The sequence below is a fragment of the Arthrobacter sp. OV608 genome (genome assembly GCA_900110595.1).
Lineage (GTDB): Bacteria > Actinomycetota > Actinomycetes > Actinomycetales > Micrococcaceae > Arthrobacter.
Map to the genome: position 1 here is coordinate 162,685 of FOEZ01000008.1, position 24,337 is coordinate 187,021.

General features: G+C 66.2%; 19 protein-coding genes. 12 read left to right on the top strand and 7 right to left on the bottom strand.

All coding sequences use genetic code 11. The features are described from left to right. Positions 1 to 3: 3 nt before the first annotated feature. Together BMX78_RS12725 and BMX78_RS12730 are read right to left on the bottom strand one after the other, a co-directional pair. Positions 4 to 873 (bottom strand): aldo/keto reductase, encoded by an 870-nt coding sequence (locus BMX78_RS12725; RefSeq protein ID WP_091419903.1) that lies wholly within the window; start codon positions 871 to 873, stop codon positions 4 to 6. A 10-nt stretch (positions 874 to 883) separates the two neighbouring features. Then, complete coding sequence (locus tag BMX78_RS12730) at positions 884 to 1,816, bottom strand: sugar-binding transcriptional regulator (protein WP_370455829.1); 933 nt, start codon at positions 1,814 to 1,816, stop codon at positions 884 to 886. A gap of 167 nt (positions 1,817 to 1,983) precedes the next feature. Between BMX78_RS12730 and BMX78_RS12735 the strand changes: the two genes are divergently transcribed. The 3 genes from BMX78_RS12735 (at position 1,984) to glpK (ending at position 6,198) form a co-directional block, all read left to right on the top strand. Then, positions 1,984 to 3,801: a glycerol-3-phosphate dehydrogenase/oxidase gene (locus tag BMX78_RS12735; RefSeq protein ID WP_091419906.1), complete on the top strand. Its 1,818-nt coding sequence runs from the start codon at positions 1,984 to 1,986 to the stop codon at positions 3,799 to 3,801. Positions 3,802 to 3,892: 91 nt separating this feature from the next. After that, positions 3,893 to 4,639: an MIP/aquaporin family protein gene (locus BMX78_RS12740; protein WP_091419908.1), complete on the top strand. Its 747-nt coding sequence runs from the start codon at positions 3,893 to 3,895 to the stop codon at positions 4,637 to 4,639. A 44-nt stretch (positions 4,640 to 4,683) separates the two neighbouring features. Then, the gene (gene glpK / locus BMX78_RS12745) at positions 4,684 to 6,198 is read left to right on the top strand and encodes a glycerol kinase GlpK (protein ID WP_091419910.1); all 1,515 of its coding nucleotides are present in this window, start codon (positions 4,684 to 4,686) and stop codon (positions 6,196 to 6,198) included. A 117-nt stretch (positions 6,199 to 6,315) separates the two neighbouring features. Here glpK and BMX78_RS12750 read toward each other — a convergent pair whose 3' ends face one another. Then, positions 6,316 to 7,854 (bottom strand): FAD-dependent oxidoreductase, encoded by a 1,539-nt coding sequence (locus BMX78_RS12750; RefSeq protein ID WP_286138934.1) that lies wholly within the window; start codon positions 7,852 to 7,854, stop codon positions 6,316 to 6,318. A 287-nt stretch (positions 7,855 to 8,141) separates the two neighbouring features. Here BMX78_RS12750 and leuS point away from each other — a divergent pair, with 287 nt between their 5' ends. The 5 genes from leuS (at position 8,142) to holA (ending at position 15,802) form a co-directional block, all read left to right on the top strand. Then, on the top strand, positions 8,142 to 10,667 hold the full coding sequence (leuS, locus tag BMX78_RS12755; protein WP_091419911.1) for a leucine--tRNA ligase: 2,526 nt from the start codon (positions 8,142 to 8,144) through the stop codon (positions 10,665 to 10,667). Between the two features lie 55 nt (positions 10,668 to 10,722). Then, on the top strand, positions 10,723 to 11,718 hold the full coding sequence (locus BMX78_RS12760) for a DegV family protein (protein WP_286138935.1): 996 nt from the start codon (positions 10,723 to 10,725) through the stop codon (positions 11,716 to 11,718). Positions 11,719 to 11,798: 80 nt separating this feature from the next. Further along, complete coding sequence (locus tag BMX78_RS12765; protein ID WP_091419914.1) at positions 11,799 to 12,716, top strand: ComEA family DNA-binding protein; 918 nt, start codon at positions 11,799 to 11,801, stop codon at positions 12,714 to 12,716. A 186-nt stretch (positions 12,717 to 12,902) separates the two neighbouring features. Next, entirely contained in the window at positions 12,903 to 14,852 is a 1,950-nt protein-coding gene (locus BMX78_RS12770) for a ComEC/Rec2 family competence protein (protein ID WP_286138936.1), read from the top strand. After that, positions 14,786 to 15,802, top strand: coding sequence for a DNA polymerase III subunit delta (gene holA / locus BMX78_RS12775; protein WP_091419917.1), 1,017 nt, complete (start codon positions 14,786 to 14,788; stop codon positions 15,800 to 15,802). The genes BMX78_RS12770 and holA overlap by 67 nt, the downstream gene beginning before the upstream one ends. 342 nt (positions 15,803 to 16,144) lie before the next feature. On the opposite strand, the gene rpsT is transcribed toward holA, so the two are convergent. Then, positions 16,145 to 16,405, bottom strand: coding sequence for a 30S ribosomal protein S20 (gene rpsT / locus BMX78_RS12780; protein WP_091419918.1), 261 nt, complete (start codon positions 16,403 to 16,405; stop codon positions 16,145 to 16,147). A gap of 169 nt (positions 16,406 to 16,574) precedes the next feature. Next, entirely contained in the window at positions 16,575 to 17,144 is a 570-nt protein-coding gene (locus BMX78_RS12785) for a type II toxin-antitoxin system PemK/MazF family toxin (RefSeq protein WP_091419920.1), read from the bottom strand. 177 nt (positions 17,145 to 17,321) lie between these two features. Here BMX78_RS12785 and lepA point away from each other — a divergent pair, with 177 nt between their 5' ends. Further along, complete coding sequence (lepA, locus tag BMX78_RS12790; protein WP_170850802.1) at positions 17,322 to 19,175, top strand: translation elongation factor 4; 1,854 nt, start codon at positions 17,322 to 17,324, stop codon at positions 19,173 to 19,175. A gap of 36 nt (positions 19,176 to 19,211) precedes the next feature. Beyond that, positions 19,212 to 20,441, top strand: a complete 1,230-nt coding sequence (gene hemW, locus BMX78_RS12795; protein ID WP_091419923.1) for a radical SAM family heme chaperone HemW — start codon at positions 19,212 to 19,214, stop codon at positions 20,439 to 20,441. 82 nt (positions 20,442 to 20,523) lie between these two features. Here hemW and BMX78_RS12800 read toward each other — a convergent pair whose 3' ends face one another. Next, a complete protein-coding gene (locus tag BMX78_RS12800; RefSeq protein WP_091419925.1) occupies positions 20,524 to 20,943 on the bottom strand; it encodes a DUF4870 domain-containing protein in 420 nt (139 codons plus the stop codon). A gap of 140 nt (positions 20,944 to 21,083) precedes the next feature. Beyond that, positions 21,084 to 21,938 (bottom strand): DUF3097 domain-containing protein, encoded by an 855-nt coding sequence (locus BMX78_RS12805; protein ID WP_091419927.1) that lies wholly within the window; start codon positions 21,936 to 21,938, stop codon positions 21,084 to 21,086. Positions 21,939 to 22,113: 175 nt separating this feature from the next. Here BMX78_RS12805 and hrcA point away from each other — a divergent pair, with 175 nt between their 5' ends. Next, positions 22,114 to 23,127 (top strand): heat-inducible transcriptional repressor HrcA, encoded by a 1,014-nt coding sequence (gene hrcA / locus BMX78_RS12810; RefSeq protein WP_091419928.1) that lies wholly within the window; start codon positions 22,114 to 22,116, stop codon positions 23,125 to 23,127. 82 nt (positions 23,128 to 23,209) lie between these two features. Then, the gene (gene dnaJ, locus BMX78_RS12815) at positions 23,210 to 24,337 is read left to right on the top strand and encodes a molecular chaperone DnaJ (protein ID WP_091419930.1); all 1,128 of its coding nucleotides are present in this window, start codon (positions 23,210 to 23,212) and stop codon (positions 24,335 to 24,337) included.

Here is a 24,337-nt window from a genome sequence, read left to right on the forward strand (position 1 = left end):
GTCCTAGTTGACGTTGTCCGGGTGGGAGCCGGTGCGCTGTCCCCGGTCGAGGCCGGCGAGCGCTTCCATGTCCCGATCCGAAAGTTCAAAGCGGAAGATGTCCAGGTTCTCGCGGATGCGCGCCTCTGAACTGGCTTTGGGGATCGCGATGTTGCCCAGCTGGATGTGCCAGCGGAGGATCACCTGGGCGGCTGTCCGGTCATGTTCAGCGGCGCAGGCCTGGACCACGGGGTCGGCAAGCACTTGGCCGCGCCCCAAGGGGCTCCACGCTTCGGTCCGGATGCCCAGGTCGTCGTGGATTTTCCGGAGCTCCTGCTGCTGAAGCCAGGGGTGAAGCTCGATCTGGTTGACTGCGGGGGTTACTTCCGCCGTCTGCATCAGCCGGTCAAGGTGGGAAGGCTGGAAATTGCTGACGCCGATGGCCCGGACTTTTCCTTCCCGGTAGAGCGTCTCAAGTGCCCGGTAGGTATCCGGAAACAGTCCGCGCCGGGGGCAGGGCCAGTGGATGAGGTACATGTCCACGTAGTCCAGGCCCAGGTTGACCATTGAGTCATCGAAGGCCCGCAGGGTCGCATCGTAGCCGTGGTGGTCGTTCCACACCTTGGTGGTGACAAAGAGGTCTTCCCTGGCGGGGGCGGGAAAGAGCTCCCCGGAGCCGCCGCTGCCCGCCGACGCACCCAACAGGGAGCTGATACCGCGGGCCACACCGGATTCGTTGCCGTACATGGCGGCCGTGTCGAAATGCCTGTATCCGGCATCGAGGGCCGTCGCTACGAGTCCCGCGGCGTCTGACGGCGGCACCTTATACAAGCCAAAGCCCAGCTGGTCGATCAGCACGCCGTTGTTCAGGCTGATCCGCGGTGAGGTCCTCATAACGTTGACTCTACCTACTCGAGGTCGCCATGCCCTCCAGGTCCACGAGGCGGCGCGCGGTTGCCTCATCGAGGATCAGGTCCGTCGCGAGGCCGGCGGCGAGGGCGCCTTTGAGGCCGTTGATTTTGGAGACCCCTGAAACCACGCAGATCCTGCGCCGGACCTGCCGGAGTTCGGAAAGGGCAGGGCCCGTGGACCGCTCATTCAGGACAATGCCGTCAGATGAACCGTCGCTGCGGAAGAAGACGGTGGCCACGTCGCCCACCACATCGGAACCGGCCAGGATCTTGAGGTCGTTCTCGTCCAGGTAGCCGCCGGCGTAGACGTGGCTCGGGTAGTCCGCATCAACCGAGCCGACGCCGAAGATCGCGATGCTCATCTTGGCCTGGAGTTCGAGGATGCGCTGCACGCTGCGTTCATTCCACATCGCGGTTTTGGTGGCCGCGTGGTCAAAGAAGGCGGGAACCGGAAACTGTTCCACCCGGGCTCCGTAGGCGCTGCCGAAACGGCGCATGATGTCGCTGGCATAGGTGATGCCCGTCGTGTGCATGTTGCCTGCGCCGTTCAGCTGCACAATCACGCTGTCGTGCGTGATCTTCCTGGTCAGGTGCCGGCTCACGGCGCTGAGCGTGGAGCCCCAGGCCACGCCGATGATCGCGTTGGAATCCACCAGGGGCCCGAACGTCCGCGCGGCCTGCATCGCCACGCGGTCCAGGGTTTCGGCTTCGTTGAGGGTTTCCACCACCGGGACAACGTGCACGTCAACCCCGTACCGGCGGCGGATCAAGCCTTCCAGTTCCGGCGCAGTGTCCAGCGGATTGCGGATCTGGACCTGGACCAGGCCTGAATCCCGGGCCGAGGACAACAGCCGGGAAACCGTGGACCGTGAGGTCCGCAGCTCCCGGGCGATGGCGTCCATGGTGAGGTCCTGCAGGTAATACATTTGTGCAGCCCGCAAAGCGTCCGCATGCCGGGAAGGATCCACCCCGACCTCCGTTCTGCACGTTTGTGCATAGTGCTTGACTCCATTTTCCATTACTCCAAACAATAGATGAGAACGGCGGCGCACCCAGGGGTGGCCGCGACACACAAAGCCCCAAGGGAGTTGTTTTGGGACCCAAGGATTCACCTGTCCATCCCTCCGCGTCGAAGCCTGGCGGCGAACGCGCATCGGTTCACAATCTGAGGCGGCGGCCCCACGCAAAAGTGCTGGTGGTAGGCGGCGGGATCAACGGCGTCGGAACTTTCCGGGACCTTGCACTGCAGGGCGTGGACGTGGCACTCGTGGAGCGCGGGGACTACTGCCAGGGGGCCAGCGGGGCGTCCTCACACATGATCCATGGTGGCATCCGCTACCTGGAAAACGGTGAATTCCGGCTGGTGCGGGAATCTGTAGTGGAGCGCAACCGCCTGCTTCGGATCGCCCCCCACTACGTCAAGCCGCTGCAGACCACCATCCCCATCCTCAGCACCTTCTCCGGAATCCTCGCTGCTCCGCTGCGGTTCCTGACCCATAAGCAGCAAGGCAAGCCCAAGGAACGCGGTGCATTCCTGATCAAGGTTGGCCTCAGCCTCTACGACTCCTTCTCCCGCGACGGCGGTTCCGTGCCGCGGCACCAGTTCCGGGGCCGCAAACGCGCCCTGGCCGAACTGCCCGCCCTGCGCCCGGACATTAAATACACGGCCACGTACTTTGATGCCTCAGTGCACAACCCGGAGCGGCTCACCCTCGACGTCCTGCAGGATGGCGAGAAAGCGGGGCAGGTCTCCGGGGCCGGCACTACCCAGGGCAGTACTGCCCGCGCCAGCAATTACCTTTCGCTGAAATCCCTGACGGGCGAACCCAACCGCGGCACCGGCACCGGCAGCACGGCCCGGCTGCGCGATGAGCTGACAGGTGAGGAGTTCGACTTCACCGCTGATGTCATTGTCAACACCACGGGAGCGTGGGTGGACCTGACCAACGAGGCCATGGGCACCGCCTCCTCCTTTATGGGCGGCACGAAGGGATCGCACATTGTCCTGGACCATCCAGTGCTCCTGGACGCCTGCCGCGGACGCGAAATCTTCTTCGAACACATCGATGGCCGCATCGTCCTCATCTACCCGATGGGGGACCGCGTCCTGGTCGGAACCACCGACGTGGATGCAGACATGCGCAAGGACGCCGTCTGCACCGATGAAGAGATCGAATACTTCTTCGAACTGATCGGCCACGTGTTTCCGGACATTCCCGTCAGCCATGAACAGATCGTCTACACCTTCTCAGGTGTGCGGCCCCTGCCCCGGCACGATGCGACCCAGCCCGGGTTCGTTTCGCGGGACTACCGGATTGAGCGCCGCGGCCCGGCCGGGCCGGAATCCGGTGCGGGCGCCGTCGTGCTCAGTCTCGTGGGTGGAAAATGGACCACCTTCCGGGCCCTCGCAGAGCACCTGACCAACGATGTCCTCGCCGAGCTCGGCATGCAGCGCAAAGTTTCGACGGCGCAACTGGCCATCGGCGGCGGCGCAGGCTTCCCCGCTGACGACGCCGGCGTGCAGAAGTGGATCAAGCAGCACATGGTTCCCGGCCGGGATGCGGACCGCACAGCCGGTCTGCTGACCCGCTACGGAACGCGGGCGGAGGCCGTGATCGACTACCTGGACGCCGGGCCCGACCACCTGCTCCGCTCCACGCGGGAACTCAGCGTCCGCGAACTGGAATTCATGGCGGCCCATGAGCAGGTGGGGCACCTGGTGGACGTCCTGATCCGCCGGACGTCGCTGGCATTCCGTGGCCTCGTCACAGGCGAACTGCTGAACGAGGTGGCAGAGGTGCTGGCCGTTCCGCTCGGCTGGGACGCCACAGCCCGCGGCGCCGAGATACGGCACGCGCAGGACGTGCTGCAGCGGTTCCACCGAGTGGAAATCAACAGCCTGGTCGCTTGAGGCCCGGCGTCCGGCCGGGGCGATATCCCGCCCCGGCAAACGGTCCTTCAACCCGGGAAGGACTGACAACAGAAAATAAGGAGAGTCAAAGATGTCTCTTGGAATTGTTTTCCTTTCCGAAGTATTCGGAACGGCGATGCTCACCCTGCTCGGTTGCGGTGTCGTGGCCAACGTCGCCCTGCGGGGCACCAAAGGCAATAGCGGCGGGTTCCTGATGGTCACGTGGGGATGGGGTGTTGCTGTCTTCGCGGGCGTCTATGTGGCCGCGAAGTCCGGGGCACACCTGAACCCCGCCGTGACACTCGGCTTCCTGGCCAAGGGCAACACGGAATACGCGAAGGGCGTCCCCGTTGATGTCGTCTCAACCCTGACCTATTTTGGCGGTGAGTTGCTCGGCGCATTCCTCGGCGCGGTGCTCTGCTGGCTCGCCTACAAGCAGCACTTCGACGCCGAAGAGGCAGTTGCTGCCAAGCTGGGCGTCTTCTCCACCGGCCCGGCCATCCGGTCCAGCTCCTGGAATCTGGTCACTGAGATCATCGGCACTTTTGTCCTGGTCTTCGTCATCCTGGCCTTCGGCGGGACCCCCTCGGGCCTGGGCCCGCTCGCTGTGGCACTGCTGGTCGTCGGCATCGGCGTATCCCTGGGCGGCCCCACCGGCTACGCCATCAACCCGGCCCGTGACCTCGGCCCGCGCATCGCCCACGCCCTGCTTCCCATCAAGGGCAAAGGCTCCAGCGACTGGGGCTACTCGTGGATTCCCGTGGTGGGACCCCTCGTCGGCGGGGCTCTGGGCGGGCTCGTCGCCCGGCTGGTCCCGATCATCGCCGCAGCCGCCTGACCCATTACCCAGCTACCCACCCAACTCAAGACAAGGACGTCACCATGAACCAGTACGTAATCGCCATCGACCAGGGAACCACCAGCACCCGCGCCATCATTTTCAACCACAGCGGCGCCATCGTCTCCTCGGGGCAGATGGAGCACGAACAGATCTTCCCGAAAGCCGGGTGGGTGGAGCACAACCCCGCCGAAGTCTGGAACAACACCCGTGAGGTCATCGCCTCCGCCCTCTCCAAGGCGAACCTGACACGGCACGATATTGCCGCCGTCGGAATCACCAACCAGCGTGAAACCGCCGTGGTGTGGGACAAAACCACCGGGGAGGCTGTGTACAACGCCATCGTCTGGCAGGACACACGGACCCAGGACATCGTGGACGAGCTGGCCAGGGACGGCGGCGCGGACCGCTTCAAGCAGAAAGTGGGCCTGCCGCTGGCAACCTATTTCTCGGGAACCAAGATCAAGTGGATCCTGGACAACGTGGACGGCGCCAGGGAGAAAGCCGAAGCGGGGAACCTGGTGTTCGGCAACACCGACGCCTGGGTCCTCTGGAATCTCACCGGCGGCGTGGACGGCGGCGTCCACGTCACCGATGTCACCAATGCCTCCCGCACCCTGTTTATGGACCTGGAGACCCTGCAGTGGGATGACGAAATATTGGGAATCTTCGGCGTTCCGCGGTCCATGATGCCGGACATCAAGTCCTCCTCGGAGGTCTACGGCACGGTCCACACCTCGCAGCTGCTGCGCGAGGTCCCCGTGGCCGGCATCCTCGGCGACCAGCAGGCAGCAACGTTCGGCCAGGCGGCGTTCCAGACCGGCGAAGCGAAGAACACCTACGGGACGGGCTGCTTCCTGATCTTCAACACCGGCGAGGAGATCGTGCACTCGAAGAACGGGCTGCTGACAACGGTCGGCTACAAGCTCGGCGATGCTGCACCGCACTACGCCCTGGAAGGGTCCATCGCTGTCACCGGCTCGCTGATCCAGTGGCTGCGCGACAACCTGGGCATGATCAGCAGCGCGCCCGAAGTCGAAACCCTTGCCGCATCCGTGAAGGATAATGGCGGCGTGTATATCGTCCCGGCCTTCTCCGGGCTCTTCGCGCCGTACTGGCGATCGGACGCCCGGGGTGCCATCGTGGGCCTCACCCGGTTCGTCAACAAGAACCACATCGCCCGGGCCGCGCTCGAAGCCACCGCCTTCCAGACGCGCGAGGTGCTTGACGCCGTCAACGCGGACTCCGGTGTTCCGCTGTCCGAGTTGAAGGTCGACGGCGGCATGGTGGCCAACGACGCCCTCATGCAGTTCCAGGCGGACATCCTTGGCGTCCCGGTGATCCGGCCGAAGGTGGTCGAGACCACGGCCCTCGGCGCCGCCTACGCTGCCGGCCTTGCCGTGGGCTTCTGGAAGGACCTCGGCGAGCTGTCGGCCAACTGGTCCGAGGACAAGCGCTGGGAGCCACAGATGGACCAGGCTGAGCAGGACCGCCAGATGCGGCTCTGGAAGAAAGCAGTGACCAAATCCATGGACTGGGTGGACGCGGACGTGCGGTAATCTCCATCCGTCCTGGGCCGCCCTGCCAATCCGGCAGGGCGGCCCCTGCCGTCTCCAGGCCATACCCGGCAAGGCGCCAGGCGTCCCAGGTTCCTGGTGTCCCGGCTGCAAAAGGGGTCAGGAGGTGGGCCGTGGCGGCAGATCCTCTGTGGCCGGTCCCTGGATGACCTTGCCTGCCGCGTCGAACCGGGATCCGTGGCAGGGGCAATCCCAGGTGCGCTCGCCCCGGTTGAAAGCAACGGTGCAGCCCAGATGGGTGCAGATCGCGGACACGGCGTGGATTTCTCCTGCTTGATCCCGGTAATACGCCGTGCTGGTCCCGGCGGTTTCAATCACCGTGCCGTCACCGGGAGCGAGGTCCGCTACCTGCCGTGCAGCGCCGTCAGGGGTCTTCTCCCAGTCCTCAGAACCCGTCGCCGCCGATTCCGTGGGTCCTTCTGACCTGGTCCCAATCCGTGCGGGCGCGCGGTTGCTGTCAAACAAGGGCGCCCAGCCGTTGGGTGTGCCATTGAGCAGGTCTGCCAGCATCAGTGCGGCGGCGGTCCCATTCGTCAATCCCCATTTGCGCAGGCCCGTAATGACGAAGGCGTGCCGGCTGTCCGGATTCAGCGGCCCGGCGTACGGCAGCCCGTCCAGGGGCATCGCATCCTGGGTGGACCAGCGGTACGCGACGGGCCCGGCGCCGAAACGGCTGCGCGCATACGCGGCCAGGCTGGCATGGCGCGACGCCGGATCCACCCGTTCCGCGGCAGGGTGGCCCTCGCCGCCCGCCAGCAGGTAAGTCAACCCGTTGAGGCGGACGGTCAACACCGACCGCATGGGCTCATCCGCGCTGATAAAAGTGGCGTCCAGGGGAGGAGTGTCCACCGTCGCGGCAACGATGTAGGAGCGGTGCGGCGGGCACAATGCTTCAAACCGGCCATGGTCTCCGAAGGGAACATTCGTGGCCACTATGGCGTCAGCGGCCAGCACTGTACCGTTCCCGCCGGCTACTTTCACCGGCGTCCCCTCCTGCAGTTCAGTCGCGCGGGTCCCCTCGAACACGAAACTTCCGTCCCCGTCCACCCTGGCAGCCAGTCCCTGGAGGTACTGCACGGAGTGAATCTGGGCCTGCCCGTCGAAACGGACGGCGCCGGCCACAGGGAACGGCAGGGGTACCTCGGCCGTAAATGTGGCCGGAAGACCCAGCCTGGCCGCCAGTTCGGCTTCTGCACGCAGCTGCTGCAGGGTGTCTCCACTAACGGCGAAGGTGTAGTTCGCAACCCGGCGGAAACCGCAGGAGATGTTTTCCGCGGCCACCACGCGCGCGATGTGTTCCACCGCAGCCTGGTTGGCGAGCCCGTAGGTTCCGGCGGCGCTGCTGCCATGAGTCCGGGCGAGATCCGTGTAAGCCAGGCGGTGCAGTGACGTCACCTTGCCGGTGGTATGGCCGGTAACACCTGTGCCGATCCGGGCTGCCTCTAGGACGGCCACCGAGCGGCCCGAACGTTTCAGGGCCAGTGCCGCGGTCAGCCCGGCGACGCCGCCGCCGATGATTGCCACGTCCACTTCCACCGTCCCGCGCAGCTCCGGGAAGGAGGTGGCGCCGGCGGTTGCGAGCCAAAGGGAAAGCGGCTCACCTTCAGCGGGCCCGGCGGTGGTTGCATCAGGCATCATGCTCACCCCTCCCAACGTCGTGGGATGATCATGCGCGCTTACACCGGGTAAAGCAACGAACCGCTTCCTGGCTGCCGCAGTCTGCGCGGCGGTGCGCTAAAGTAGATCCATGCGTGCGATCCTTCTGCTTAGTTAGCCGCCCGGCGTCCGGAACAACGGATAACGGTGCGGCAGCCCCTCCCTGGCGAGGGGCTTTTGTGTGTCCGGGCGTGTTTGTCGGGCCGGCAGCAGGAGGATCAGGCCGTTATGGCAGCACAGATGCCGTAACAGAACAGAAGAGGGCAGCAGTGGGCGTTCAGCCGGAGACAGAGACCGGAACAGCAACAACAGTATCGGCGGAGCCTGAAGAGGGCACCTACAGTTTCACCGCCATGGAGGCCAAATGGCCCCAGGTGTGGGAGGACCTCAAGGTCTTCACCCCGGTGGATGACGGGTCCCGGGAGCGCCGCTACGTGCTGGACATGTTCCCGTACCCGTCCGGCGACCTGCACATGGGCCACGCAGAGGCGTTCGCCATGGGCGACGTGGTGGCACGCTACCTGCGCCAGCGGGGCTACGACGTCCTGCACCCGATCGGCTGGGACTCCTTTGGCCTGCCCGCCGAGAACGCCGCGATTAAGCGCAACGCCCACCCCAGCGAGTGGACCTACGCCAACATCGACACCCAGGCAGCGTCCTTCAAGCGGTACGCCATTTCCGCTGACTGGTCGCGCCGCCTGCACACCTCGGACCCCGAGTACTACCGCTGGACCCAGTGGCTGTTCAAGCGCTTCTACGAGCGCGGCCTGGCCTACCGGAAGAACTCCCCGGTCAACTGGTGCCCCAAGGACCAGACCGTCCTGGCGAACGAGCAGGTAGTCAACGGCGCCTGCGAGCGCTGCGGCACCACCGTCACCAAGAAGTCCCTCAACCAGTGGTACTTCAAGATCACTGAATACGCCGACCGGCTGCTGGACGATATGGAGCAGCTGCGCGGCCACTGGCCCGAGCGTGTCCTGGCGATGCAGAAGAATTGGATCGGCCGGTCTGAGGGTGCACACGTCAACTTCGTGATCGAGGCCGACGGCGGCAAGCCCGCCAAAGAGGTCACCGTCTTCACCACCCGCCCCGACACCCTGTACGGCGCAACGTTCTTTGTGGTGGCAGCGGACGCGCCGCTCGCCGTCGAACTCGTCACAGAGGAGCACACCGCTGCCCTGGACGAATACCGCGAGCAGGTCAAAGCACTCTCGGAAATCGAACGGCAGTCCACGGAGCGTGAGAAGACCGGTGTCTTCACCGGCCGGTACGCGATCAACCCGCTGAACAGGGAGAAGCTGCCGGTCTGGGCCGCGGACTACGTCCTGGCCGATTACGGCACGGGCGCCATCATGGCGGTGCCCGCCCACGACCAGCGCGACCTTGACTTCGCCAAGACCTTCGACCTGCCGGTCCGCGCCGTCCTTGACACCGGCGAAGAGGATCCCGCAGTCTCCGGCACCGCCACCGCGGGGGAGGGGACGCTGATCAACTCCGGCGACCTGGACGGCATGCCCAAGGCCGAAGCCATCCCCGCTGCAATCGCCATCCTGGAGCGCCAGGGCACCGGCGAGAAGTTCGTGAACTTCCGCCTGCGTGACTGGCTGCTCAGCCGCCAGCGCTTCTGGGGCACTCCCATCCCGATCATCCACTGCCCGTCCTGCGGCGAGGTTCCCGTTCCTGACGAGCAGCTGCCCGTCACGCTGCCCTCCGACCTGCGCGGCGAGGACCTCTCGCCGAAGGGCACCTCGCCGCTGGCTGCGGCCGAAGCCTGGGTCAACGTCGAATGCCCCTCCTGCCACGGTCCGGCCAAGCGGGACACGGACACCATGGACACGTTCGTGGACTCGTCCTGGTACTTCCTGCGGTTCGTTTCCCCGCAGTACACCGAAGGCCCGTTCGACCCCGACAAGATCAACGACTGGATGCCCGTGGGCCAGTACGTGGGCGGCGTTGAGCACGCCATCCTGCACCTGCTGTACGCCCGCTTCTTCACCAAGGTCATCAACGACCTCGGCATGATCGAGGCCAACGAGCCCTTCAGCGCGCTCCTGAACCAGGGCCAGGTGCTCAACGGCGGCAAGGCCATGAGCAAGTCGCTGGGCAACGGTGTGGACCTCGGCGAGCAGCTGGACAAGTACGGCGTGGACGCCGTCCGGCTGACCATGATCTTCGCGTCCCCGCCCGAGGACGACGTCGACTGGGCAGACGTCTCGCCCTCCGGCTCAGCGAAGTTCCTTGCCCGCGCCTGGCGCCTCGCCCAGGACGTGTCCAGTGCGCCGGGCGTCGACGTCACCACCGGAGACCGCGCCCTGCGGTCAGTCACGCATCGGACTATCGCTGACGCGGCTGAACTGCTGGACGCCAACAAGTTCAACGTGGTGGTGGCCAAGCTGATGGAGCTGGTGAACGCCACCCGGAAGGCCATCGACTCCGGTGCCGGCGGTGCCGACCCGGCAGTCCGGGAAGCCGCAGAAGCTGTTGCCGTCATCCTGAGCCTCTTTGCCCCCTACACGGCCGAGGACATGTGGAACGTCCTGGGGCACCCGGCCTCGGTAGCCAACGCGGGCTGGCCTGCCCACGACGCTTCACTCCTGGTGCAGGACACCGTCACGGCTGTCGTCCAGGTCCAGGGCAAGGTGCGGGACCGGCTTGAGGTCTCCCCGGATGTCTCTGAGGACCAGCTGCGGGAACTGGCGCTGGCCTCGGACAACGTCCAGCGCGCCCTCGACGGCCGGGGCATCCGCACGGTCATCGTCCGCGCCCCTAAACTGGTCAACATCGTCCCGGCTTAGGCTGGACCGGGCCGCCGGAAACCTCCGGCGGCCTGCTTGACCCCAGGAGGCCACCTTGCCCCACCGCGACGCCGCCGCCTGGCCCTGGCTCCGGGCGCGCGTAGCCGCCATGCGCGCAAAGCAGGACGACGCCCGGCGGGGCAGCGCCGCACCCCAGCCGGACGCCGTCGTACGGACTGCCGTGGTCACCGATTCCGCGTCTGCTTTGCCCGCGGACTGGTCAGCAGATCTCACTGGTGACGGGCGCCTGACCATCATCCCCATGCCCGTGATGGTGGGTGAGGAGATCTACGGCGAGGGTGAGGACGACATTTCGGAGACCATCGCGTTGGCACTGGCCAGCGGCACCTCGGTAAAAACCTCGCGGCCCTCGCCCGGACAGTTCGAACAGGCGTACCTGGCCGCGCAGCGCCGCGGCTACGACGCAGTGGTCTCCGTGCATATTTCCGGCGGCCTGTCCGGGACGGCGGACGCGGCGCGCCTGGCGGCCGCGCGCGTGGGCATTCCCGTGGAAGTGGTGGACTCAGCAACAGTGGGCATGGCCCTCGGCATGGCAGTGCAGGCAAGTGTCCGCACGGCGGCGGAAGGCGCAGAAGCCGGGACGGTGGCCGCTGCTGCGGCGGACCAGGCAGCCAGAACCAAGGTCTATTTCTACGTTCCCAGCCTGGAGCAGCTCCGCCGCGGCGGCCGGATCGGAGCGGCAGCTTCGCTCTGGGGCACCATGCTGGCCATCAAACCCATCCTGGCAGTCGACGACGGCAGGATCGTACCGCTGGAAAAAGTCCGGTCCGCTGCCAAGGCGGTCGCGCGCCTCGAAGAAATTGTCGCAGCCGACGCGGCCGCACGGCCGGACGGGGTGCGGTTGGCCGTCCACCACTTCGGAAACCCGGCAGAGGCCCAGAGCCTGGCGGCACGTCTTGAAGCGGCTTTGCCGCAGTGCCCCCCTGCCCAGATCAGTTCCCTTCCCGCCGTACTCGCGGCTCATGCGGGCCTTGGTGTCCTGGCCGTCATTGTGGGCAGCGGCAGCGGTGCGGGTGAGGACAGCGCTTAAGGTGCCGGCTGTGGGCACCCTTTCCACATAGCAGGGCCTCGCTCTGTTGCGGGGTGCGGCATTTTCCTAGCGTGGGGTGCATGTCACGCCGGGATGCTGGAGCCGCAGGTCAGCAGGCGCGCCATGCCAGGAACCGGCTGGAGGCCACGCTGGGCACCAGTACTGGCGGGCTCCTCGTTGAGGAGGACGGGCATGCCTTCGAATACCGGGGCACACCTGGTCCCGATGCCGGCGCTGACACCGTCGGCGGTGCAAGTCATACCCAAGCCCACGACGCCGGACCGGCCATCCGCTGGCGCCTTGGCCTGCGGCTTGCCGTGCTCCTGGGCATCCTTGCCGTGGCCGGAGGTGCCTGGTTCTGGTGGCAGGCGGCGTCGGGGCGGCCCGAGATCCTTCCCCTGAGCGGGGTTGGTCCGGAGACCACAGCCAAAACTGGTGAGGACGCCGCATCAGGCGAGGACGGCGGTGGCGGGAGCCGGGCCGGTCCATCGCCCGGAGCCCCTGCCGATGCGTTGCCGGGAGCGCAGGAAAGCGCCCCGGCCGGCACGGTAGTGGTCCACGTTGCCGGGGCCGTGGTGCGGCCCGGGGTGGTGCAGTTGCCGGCAGGGAGCCGCGTGCACGATGCCGTCGCGGCGGCAGGAGGAGGCGGTCCCGGCGCCGACCTGGACCGCCTGAATCTTGCTGCAGCGGTGGAGGACGGACAAAAGATCCATGTCCCGCGGCAGGGTGAAGTGGTGCCCGGCAGTGCCGGGGAAGCCGGAGCGCCGGATGCAGGAGACTCCACGGACGGACGCGCAGCCGCGGGTTCAAAGGTGAACCTGAATACGGCCGGAGTGGAGGAACTGGACGGTCTGCCGAAGGTCGGCCCCGTGCTGGCCCAGCGCATCGTGGACTGGCGCAAGGAACACGGGCCCTTCAAAGCAGTGGAGGAACTTGATGCCATTGACGGCGTCGGCCCAAAGATGCTTGAGGCCCTGCTCCCGCTGGTGACCATATGAGGCGAAGGGAAGATGCGGTGACAACGTCGATGGCCTGCCGCTGTTATGGGTGACCGGACGCCGGGGACGGGGTCCAGCCCGTGGAGCCGGTATGTAGAGTCAGCCGTCCGGGGGTATGCGACGCCGCCGGACGGTGATGGGCGCCCGGGACCGGGGGAGGCCCGCGGGGCTAGGGGGCAGGAGCCCATGGCGGCGGCCAGGCCGGACTTCCGGGCGTTGCCGCGGGGCCGGGGACCAACCGAAGCTATACGGAAATACTGGACTGCGCAGTCCGCCAGATTTGCCGCCGGCACCAAGAAGGCGGCCCAGGACGCGGACTCTGTGGAGGAAGCACCACGACGGCGGACCGACCTGCGGCTGGCACTGCCTGCGGCCTTCGTCTGGGCCGCGTCGATTGCGGGGCTCTGGCTGCCGCCCGGTGCATTGGCGGGCCTCTGCTGCATATTGCTGCTGCTTTCGGCCATGCTTCTGCACAAGGCCTGGCGTGCCCGCAGGATGAGGCCGGTCACTGACGACCCTCGGAAACCCGCCCGGCGGAGTTTCCTGACCACCACAGCGATTGCGCTCCTGCTGGCCGCCACCGCGGCAGCGCACTCGGCGGTGGCGTCCACCCAGCGTCATGAAGGCCCGCTGGCAGCTGCGGTTTCGTCAGGCAGGTCGGTGGTGGCGGTCGTGGAAGTGGCAGGAACGCCGCGGGCCTTGAACCCACCGAACCAGGCAGGTACGCCCTCGCGCTGGTCGGTCGCTGTATGGACCCGGGACGTCAGTACGGGAGGCGTGCTGCTGCGCACCCGTGCCCAACTCTTGATAACAGGCGGCGGCGCCTGGGGAAACGTGGTGCCCGGACAACTGGTCCGCGCAACGGGGAAGCTCCGGCCCCCGGATCCCGGACGGGAGGAAGCCGGCATGCTGACGGCGTCCTCGGGACCGGGAAAGCCCACCGATTCGCCGTTCCTGCAGGAATCCGCGAAGGAATTGAGGGAACGCTTTGTCTCGGCGGCCTCGTTCCTCGCCCCGGATCCACAGGGCCTGCTTCCCGGGATGGTCACCGGGGACACCAGCGCTCTGGATGAGGGCCTGGAGACCACAATGAAGACCGTGGGTATGACCCACCTGACCGCTGTCAGCGGGGCCAACTGCAGCCTGGTGCTCGGCGCCCTGCTGATGGCCTGCCGGCGGCTCCGCCTGCCCCGGGTGCCTGCGGCGGTACTCGCTGTGGCAGGCCTTGGACTGTTTGTCCTGCTGGTGGGTCCGGACGCAAGTGTCCTGCGGGCAGCCCTGATGGGAGCCGTTGCAGTGGCCTCCCTGGCGGGTGGACGTACGGGCCGGGGGCTGAGCTTCCTGTGCCTGGCCGTGATCGGCCTGCTGCTGGCGGACCCGGGGCTGGGGTCGAGTTTCGGCTTCCTCCTGTCGGTGCTGGCAACGCTCGGGATCATCATCCTGGGCCGGCACATCATGAACTGGATCCCGGCACTGATACCGCGCTGGGCAGCAGCGGCGGTTGCTGTTCCCTTGTCCGCGCAACTGCTGTGCGGGCCGGTGACCGTAGTGCTTCAGCCGCAGTTTTCAACGTACTCGCTGTTGGCCAACGTCCTGGCCTCACCATTTGTAGCGCCGGTGACACTCCTGGGAACCGCTGCCGTTCCCCTGGTGGTGCTGGTTCCGTGGGCGGGTACTGCGCTGATCGCGGTGGCAGGCACCTTCAGCGCGGGAGTAGCAGCCACAGCGAGGTTTACGGCGCAGCTTCCGGGGGCGGCCCTGCCGTGGCCCGATGGCGCTCCCGGACTGCTGACCATGCTGTTCCTGTCCGTGCTGACCTACGGCGCTTTGTGGGCGGCAGCCCGCCCACACCGACTCCGCCGCGGAATCAGTGCTGCCCACGGGCAGACCGTTACCCTGATTGAACGGCTGGAGGGATACGCGGCCCGGACACTGCGAAAAACTCACGGCAGGCCGCTGCCCTGGCCTGGACGGGGATCACGGCAGGTGCGCCGCGGGGCCGGCTTGGACCGGGCCGCGGGACATGGCAGGCTGGGATACTCCACTAAAATTTCCGGAAGGAAGCCCCGATGGCCGCTGCGCAGAAGCGTGCAACCCGTTCCCCGGCACCGAACGGCCCCACCTGGCGGGATGTAACTCCAGCCGGCGTGGTCCTGGTGGGCGGCCCGGAAGAGTATCTGGGCATCAGGGCCATGGACCGGGTACGCGCCCAGGTGCGGGCAGCTACCCCTGATGTCGAAGTGAGCCGCATCAACGCCGCCGCCTATGAGGCCGGCACATTAATGATGCAGGTCAGCCCCTCCCTCTTTGGCGAAAGCAAACTCATCGAGGTCGAAGCCGTTGAAGCGATGAACGACGCTTTCCTGGCGGACGCGCTGGCCTACCTCGCCCACCCGGAGCCCGATGCTGTTCTGGTGCTGCGCCACGGCGGGGGAGCCCGGGGCAAGAAACTGCTCGACGCCATCAAAAAAGGCGGGTGGCCAGTAGTGGACTGCCAGCCCCTGAAAAAGGACGCGGACAAGGTGGCGTTCGTGGCGGCCGAGTTCAAGGCCGGGGGACGGCGGATCGAACCGGACGCGGTGCAGGCGCTGGTCAACGCCGTCGGGGCGAATCTCTCCGAGCTGGCCGCAGCCTGCAGCCAGCTCATCGCCGACGCCGCCACCACGGTCACCACTGACGTCGTGGACCGCTACTACGGCGGCCGGATCGAGGCAACGGCCTTCAAGGTGGCAGATGCCGCCATGGCAGGAAACGGCCCGCTGGCACTGTCCACCCTCCGCCACGCACTGGCCACGGGAGCAGATCCCGTTCCGCTGGTCGCTGCCCTGGCGGCCAAGCTCCGGACCGTGGCCCGCGTGGCCGGCGCTTCCGGTTCGTCAGCGCAGATCGCGGCAGAACTCGGAATGCAGCCATGGCTGGTGGAACAGGCACAGCGCGATGTCCGGCGATGGACGCCGGAAGGCCTGGTGCGCTCCATCCAGGCGACGGCTGAGGCCGACGCCCAAGTCAAGGGATTGGCCAGGGACCCCGTGTATGCGGTGGAAAATGCGGTGCGGATCATTGCGATGTCAGTCCAGGGCAGGTAGGCCGCCGGTACCTCGCCGGGCCGAACTCCCGGAGCGGTCGGCAGCCAGGTATGGGGTCGGCGTTACGGCGTTGCGACTTGTTCAAGTGAACTTCAACGCGGGGGATGGCTCAGCGCTCGGCCGGTACTGGGCGGACGCGCTCGGCCGGGGCGTATCCAGCGAAGGGCCCGGTGTGTGGCGGAGCAATGGACTGGACCCTGCATGAGGCAACCCCCGGGCTGATTCAATCCGCCCAACCGGGGTTAGCCCCCAACCGCCCGGAAAAGATTGTCGCCGTTAAAGATGTGTGGCCGGTACCAAACGGTACCGGCCACAACCATCAGTTCAAGCGAACTGGAAACCTTACAGTGCGTTGACCTTCTTGGAGATCGCCGACTTGCGGTTCGCTGCGTTGTTCTTGTGCAGAACACCCTTGCTAACAGCCTTGTCCAGCTTGCGGCTGGCAGCAACCAGGGCCGTAGCAGCGGCATCCTTGTCCGAGGACTCAACGGCGGTGTTGACGGCGCGGATGGCCGTCTTCAGCTCGGACTTGACTGCGTTGTTACGCAGGCGTGCCTTCTCGTTGGTGAGGATGCGCTTCTTCTGGGACTTGATATTCGCCACGTGTGAACTCTCTTTTTAATGCGGAAATGGTCTAGAGGGCTTTCAGATTGGCCATTGACTGAGCGGCGTGGGGATACCTATGGCGGCCAACCATCAGTGGCCGTCGACCTGCACGGACACACAGCTATAAAGAATAGCAGGTCAGGCGCGGGGCTGGCCATTTTGCCGCCTAGTCCCAGCCGTGTCGCCGCCGGAGTGCTGCTGCCACCTTGTCAAAACGCTTCCGGTCCAGCACTGAGCCTTCCCTGCGGATGCTGTCCGGCCGCAACTGCACGATGCGGTCCACCCGAGCCTCACTGGGGCGTCCCTGCCGGTCCCAGGCGCCAGGTCCAAGGTCCACGTAGTCCTTTGATGCTGCCGACGCCGGAACGTGGTCTTTGCTGGTCAGCATCAGTCCCAGCAGGTAGCCGCCGCTTCTGCCCACCACGAGCACCGGCCGGTCCTTGCCCCGGCTGAAGTCCTCCTCATACGGGACCCAGGCCCACACCACTTCGCCCGGATCGGGTGCACCATCGGGTCGGGGCGCGTACCGGACAGAAATGCTGCCCCGATAATCGCCCGGATACAGGGTGTCGAACCGCGCTCCGCCCTGGTCCTTCGCGGGGATGGAGTTACTCCGGCCGGGCCTGCCGCGCCGGGCCGGGCGGCCCCCGCCCGCAGGTCTGCCTGTGCCTGCGTTTCGAAGGATGCGCAGGCCAGCTTTGACGGCGCTTGTGAGGGAATGGAGGTTGATGGCCATCCGGCAACCCTATCCCCGGCAGCCTCCCCGCCGGCGGAACGTCAACGGGACCGGGGAATGCGGTGACACGGGCGTGGACGTGGGACACTGGAGGTTCCAAGATGTGCGGCTGACCGCTGGGGCCTTCGTTGTGCCCTGCCGGCGGAACCGCGTGAATGCCAACAGTAAGGACCCTGCGTGTCTCCCATGGCCCGCACCGCCCCGGTGCCCGCCGCGACAGATCCGGCTATTATTCGGAACTTCTGCATCATCGCGCACATTGACCACGGCAAGTCCACCCTGGCGGACCGCATGCTGCAGTTCACCGGGGTCGTCCAAAGCCGCGACATGAAGGCCCAGTACCTGGACCGCATGGACATCGAACGTGAGCGGGGCATCACCATCAAGTCCCAGGCTGTCCGTATGCCCTGGGAACTCGACGGCACCAGCTACGCGCTGAACATGATCGACACCCCCGGCCACGTGGACTTCACCTACGAGGTCTCCCGCTCCCTCGCGGCCTGCGAAGGCGCAATCCTGCTGGTTGACGCAGCGCAGGGCATTGAGGCCCAGACGCTCGCCAACCTGTACCTGGCGATGGAAAACAACCTCACCATCATTCCGGTCCTGAACAAGATCGACCTCCCGGCGGCCCAGCCCGAGAAGTACGCGGCAGAACTTGCCAGCCTGATCGGCGGCGACCCCGAGGACGTGCTCCGCGTTTCGGGGAAGACCGGAATGGGCGTTGAAGCGCTGCTGGACAAGATCGTCCGCGACCTGCCCGCCCCCGAGGGCGACGCAAATGCTCCTGCCCGAGCCATGATCTTCGACTCCGTCTATGACACGTACCGCGGCGTGGTCACCTACGTCCGCGTCGTGGACGGCATGCTGCACCCGCGCGAACGCATCCAGATGATGTCCACCCGGGCAACGCACGAACTCCTGGAGATCGGGGTAAGCTCCCCGGAGCCCACCCCCTCCAAGGGCCTGGGCGTCGGTGAAGTGGGCTACCTCATCACGGGTGTTAAGGATGTCCGGCTGTCCAAGGTCGGTGATACTGTCACAAACCTTGCCAAACCAGCCGCTGACTCGCTGCCCGGCTATGCCGATGCCAAGCCGATGGTCTTCTCCGGCCTGTATCCCCTCGACGGCACTGACTACCCCGTGCTTCGCGACGCACTGGAGAAACTGATGCTCAACGATGCCGCGCTCGTGTATGAGCCGGAAACGTCTGCTGCATTGGGCTTCGGTTTCCGCGTGGGCTTCCTCGGACTGCTCCACCTGGAAATCACGCGTGAACGGCTCGAACGCGAATACAACCTGGACCTCATCTCCACCGCTCCCAACGTGGAATACGAGGTAACGCTGGAAGACAAAAAGGTGGTCCACGTGACCAACCCCAGCGAGTACCCTTCCGGCAAAATCTCCGAGGTCCGCGAACCGATGGTGTCCGCCACCATCCTGGCGCCGAATGAATTCGTCGGCGCCATTATGGAACTGTGCCAGAGCCGCCGCGGTGTTATGGGCGGCATGGACTACTTGTCCGAGGACAGGGTGGAAATCCGGTACCGCCTGCCGCTGGCCGAGATCGTCTTCGACTTCTTCGACATCCTGAAGTCCAAGACCCGCGGCTACGGCTCGCTGGACTGGAAGGCCGACGGCGACCAGGTGGCCGACCTCGTCAAGGTGGACATCATGCTCCAGGGCGAGCAGGTGGATGCCTTCTCCGCCATCACCCACCGCGACAAGGCGTACTCCTATGGCGTCATGATGACCACCAAGCTGCGCGAGCTCATTCCGCGCCAGCAGTTCGAGGTGCCCATCCAGGCTGCCATCGGCTCCAGGATCATCGCCCGCGAAAGCATCCGCGCCATCCGCAAGGACGTCCTGGCCAAATGCTACGGCGGCGACATCTCCCGCAAGCGCAAGCTGCTGGAGAAGCAGAAGGAAGGCAAGAAGCGCATGAAGATGGTGGGCCGCGTGGAGGTCCCCCAGGAAGCGTTCATTGCCGCCCTCACCACTGACGAGTCCAAGGATAAGGCCAAGAAGTAGTGAACACCGCGTCCGGCAAGACCGGAGGCCCCCGCAATGCCTAGTACTCTTCCCCTCGGCGACCCGGCGCCGTCGGACGGCCTGCTGCCTGCCCAGGCAGCGGACGGTGCGGCGGCGCGGGCGTTCGGGCTGTACGTCCACATACCGTTCTGTGCGGTGCGCTGCGGCTATTGCGACTTCAACACCTACACCGCAACGGAACTGGGCGGCGGCGCCTCCCAGGATGCGTACGCCCAGACGGCAGCCTCGGAGGTGACGCTGGCAGCGAAGGTGCTCTCGGCGTCGGGCCTTCCTCCCCGAAAACTGAGCACGGTGTTCTTCGGCGGCGGCACGCCCACGCTGCTGCCCGCCGCAGACCTGGCCCTGATCCTCCGCCGTGCCATCGACCAGTGGGGCATCGAAGACGGCGCCGAGGTCACCACGGAGGCCAATCCGGACTCGGTAACGCCGGAGTCCCTCGCGGTCCTGAAAGAGGCAGGGTTCACCAGGGTCTCCTTCGGCATGCAGTCCGCCGTCCCGCACGTCCTGAAGGTCCTGGACCGGACGCACACCCCAAGCCGCGTTCCACAGGTGGTGCACTGGGCACGCGAAGCGGGACTGGCGGTGAGCCTGGACCTGATTTACGGGACGCCGGGGGAGTCGCTCGCCGACTGGCGCCACTCCCTGGAAACCGCGCTGTCCTACGAGCCCGACCACATCAGCGCCTACGCGCTGATCGTTGAGGACGGGACCAAGCTTGCGGCCCAGATCCGCCGTGGCGAAGTTCCCGGTATCGACGACGACGATCACGCCGACAAGTATGAGCTGGCCGATCAGCTGATCACCGAAGCCGGGCTGGGCTGGTATGAAGTCAGCAACTGGGCCCGCACGCCGGAGCAGGCCTGCCGCCACAACCTCGCCTACTGGCGCGGGGATGACTGGTGGGGGATCGGGCCCGGTGCGCACTCCCACGTGGGCGGCGTCCGCTGGTGGAACGTCAAACACCCCACGGCCTATGCAGGCCGGCTGGCCCAGGGCCTCTCGCCCGCCGCCGGCCGGGAAACGCTGGACCCGGAAACCCGGAACGTGGAGCGGGTGATGCTTGAGGCGCGGCTGCAGTCAGGGCTGGCTGTCTCCACCCTCGGTGCAGACGGCAGGCACGAAGTGGCCGGCCTGATCGCGGACGGCCTGGTGGAACCGGCGGCAGCCTTCCGGGGCCGATTGGTCCTAACGCTGAAGGGCAGGCTCCTGGCCGATGCGGTGGTGCGCCGGGTCCTCCCGGACTGATCCGCCAACACCAACACGGGGTCACTCCCTGCCCAAAAACGCCTGGTTATCGGGCAGGGAGTGACCCCGTGTTGCTGGAACGCTACTTGATCCAGCGGAGGTTGTACTGGTAGCGGTGCGGCTGGCCACGGTTCACGTGGATTCCGGCCGCCACCGAGAAGCACGTCAGGGCAATCCAGATCAAGGTTGCGATGACGGCGAAGATGTTGCCCACGACCGGCACAAACACCAGGATGTTGGCAAGCACGGCGGCGATGGTTGGGGGCAGGCTGAAGTTCAGCGCCTCCTTGGACTCCTGCGCGGTGAAGGGCCCCCGGTCACGGAAGATCAGGTAGATCAGGAGTGCAGGGACGCAGCCCAGGATCCCGCCGAAATGCGAGAGCGTAGCCCACTGCCTGTCTTCGCTGGCCGTCAGGGGCAGCGCATTCGCGGGGACGCCATGGTACTCCGAACGGCCCTCGCCGCCCTGGCTGTCCCTGTGATCTTGTGCGTTTTCTGCCACAGTCTGTTCCTTCGAAAGTGCAATGGTGCTGGGTAAGAATGCCAATATCTGCTGAGGTAATGCCAGAAGCAGACACCGCAGTACCAAGAATACTTGGTGAAGCCGCCCGCTCCGACGTCCTGCCGCTGGATCCTGTCAGTTCAGGGGACAGTGAGGAAGTCAATTACTTCCTCGACCCTGCCCAGCAGCGACGCTTCCAGGTCCGCGTAGGTGCGCACTGCGCCCAGCAGTTTCTGCCAGCCCAGCCCGGTGTCCTCCTTGGTGGCGTGCGGCCACCCGAACGCCTTGAGGATGCCGGTCTTCCAGTCCTGCCCGCGCGGCACTTCGGGCCACTTTTCAATGCCCAGGACCGACGGGCGGATCGCCTGCCAGACGTCGACATAGGGGTGGCCAACGATCAGCACGTTGCCGGCGGCTCCGGGGGAGGCCATGACCGCATCCGCGATCCGTGACTCCTTCGAATCGGGCACCAAATGGTCCACGAGCACGCCCAGGCGCCGCCCGGGACCGGGCCTGAAACCGGCAACCGCCGCCGCCAGGTCATCAATGCCGTGCAGGGGTTCGACGACGATGCCCTCCACCCGGAGGTCATCGCCCCATACTTTCTCCACCAGTTCGGCGTCGTGCTTTCCTTCCACCCAGATGCGGCTCGCCTTGGCCACCTGTGCCCGTTGGCCCGCCACCCGCACCGAACCGGATGCTGTCCGGCCGCCGGCCGGGCCCCCGGCCTGGGTTTGCTTCGGTACCGGTGGCATCAGCCGGATGGGCTGGCCCTCCAGAAGGAAACCGAAACCCAGCCGGAAGGACCTGGACTTGCCCCGGCGGTCCTCCAGGGCCACCACGTGCATGCCGCCTGATTTTTCCACCCGCGTCACTGCGCCTACCCAGCCGGACTGGACCTCCTCCAGTACCATGCCGCGCTCCACCGGCACTTCGGGCAGTTGCGTTCTTGCAGGTGCCGTCAGGTCCTGGGCTCCCCAGTTCTGGTATTGCATGGATGAACTCCGCTTCGTGCTGGATCCGGGCCCGGAATTTCGCCCGGAGCGGTACCAATGCTAACAACGGGGCGAGTCATAATAGACTGTTAGCACTTAGGCATGTCGAGTGCTAACCCCTGTGAGGTACGGTGCGGGCGGAACGGCTGCCCTGATCCCTGGATGGAGGTGGAGTGTGAGCGAACCGCGCAAGCTTGAAGTACTGCGGGCCATCGTGGAGGACTATGTCCACTCGCGCGAGCCCGTCGGGTCCAAGGCCCTGGTGGAACGGCACCATCTTGGTGTCTCCAGCGCCACCATTCGCAATGATATGGCCGCACTTGAGGACGAAGGGCTGATCACAGCCCCGCACACAAGCGCAGGCCGCATTCCCACGGACAAGGGCTACCGGCTCTTTGTGGACCAGATTTCTGCGGTCAAGCCGCTGTCCCAGGCCGAACGCCGGGCCATTCAGTCCCTGCTGGAAGGGGCAGACGACCTCGACGACGTCCTGGAGCGCACCGTCCGGCTGCTGTCCCAGCTGACCAACCAGGTGGCAGTGGTCCAGTATCCGCACCTCAACCGAGCCCTGGTCCGGCATATCGAATTCGTCCTCCTGGCACCGCGGAAGGTGCTGGTGGTGCTGATCGCCAACAGCGGCAAGGTGGAGCAGCGGGTCATCGACGTCGGGCAGGACCTTGGCGACGACGTCCTCGGTACTTTACGCACGCATTTCCTGGCATCCCTTGGCGGGACTGCCCTGAGCCAGCTGACGCAGTCGCTGCCCGCGGTGGTGTCCGGCGTCGCCCCCGCACAGCGGCAGGCAGCCCAGGCATTGGCGCACGGGCTGGAAGCCCTGGCCCACAGCAGCCGGGAGGACCGCATGGTGATGGCCGGGACAGCCAACCTTGCCCGTTCCAACGTGGATTTTCCGCTCAGCATCGGCCCCGTGCTGGAGGCGCTGGAGGAACAGGTGGTGATGCTGCGGCTCCTGAGCGAGATGGCGCAGGACCACCGTGGGGTGGCCGTCAGCATCGGCCGCGAGAACCCGTACGACGGCCTGGCGGAGGCATCGGTGGTGGCCACCGGGTACGGGCCGGACAGTGTCGCGAAGATTGGCATCCTGGGCCCCACGAGGATGGACTACCCCACCACCATGGCCGCGGTCAGGGCCGTCGCCCGGTACCTGTCACGGATTTTAGGTCCCTGACCCGAACCGTCCTGCGGCCAGGCACGAACAGTAGCGCCCGCAGTACAACTGCAGGCAAAACAACAAGGAAGAGATACGAACTTTGAGCAGCCACTACGAAGTCCTTGGAGTCTCACCGGATGCAACCGGCGAAGAGATCAAGAAGGCCTACCGCAAGCTGGCCCGCACCCTTCACCCGGACGTTAACCCCGGCGAAGATGTGGCAGACCGCTTCAAGGCCGTGACCCACGCCTACGAAGTTCTCTCCGATCCCCAGAAGCGCCGGGTGTACGACACCACCGGCAACGAGAACGGCACGGACAACGGGTTCGGCGGGGGAGCCTACGCCGGCCAGGGCTTCGCCTTCCAGGACATCTTCGATACGTTCTTTGGCGCCGGCGGTTCCTCCGGGCCCGCATCGCGCGTCCGGCGCGGCCAGGACGCCCTCATCAGCGTCCGGATCGAACTTCGCGACGCCGTTTTCGGCGTCAACAGGAAGCTCGAAGTGGATACGGCAGTGGTCTGCCCAACGTGCGAAGGCTCGTGCTGCAGGCCGGGCACCCACCCCGAGCGCTGCGACATCTGCGGCGGCAGCGGCCAGGTCCAGCGGGCGGTCCGGTCCATCCTGGGCCAGGTCATGACCGCCGCCCCGTGCGGCACCTGCGAAGGCTTCGGCACCGTCATCAAGGACCCCTGCAACGAATGCAGCGGGCAGGGCCGCATCCGCAGCCGGCGTTCCCTGACCATCAAGGTTCCCGCCGGCGTTGCCACAGGCACCCGCATCCAGCTCTCCGGCCAGGGCGAGGCCGGTCCTGCCGGCGGCCCCGCCGGAGACCTGTACGTTGAAATCCGCGTCAACAACGACGCCACATATGTCCGGGAGGGCGACGACCTGCACGCCACCCTGAACATCCCCATGACCGCAGCCGCGCTGGGAACAGACGTCACCCTGGAAACCTTCGACGGTCCCCAGGAGATCGATGTGAAGGCAGGAACGCAGTCCGGCGAGATCATCACCTTGCGCGGGCTGGGTGTGACCCACCTGCGCGGTTACGGCCGTGGTGATTTGAAGGTCCATCTGCAGGTGGAGACGCCGGCGAAACTGGACGCGGCGCAGGAGGACCTGCTGCGCCAGCTCGCCAGGTTGCGCGGCGAGCAGATCACGGAGGGCAAGCTGGCCGCCAGCGGCGGTATGTTCGCCAAGCTCCGGGACCGGTTCGGTAACCTGTAG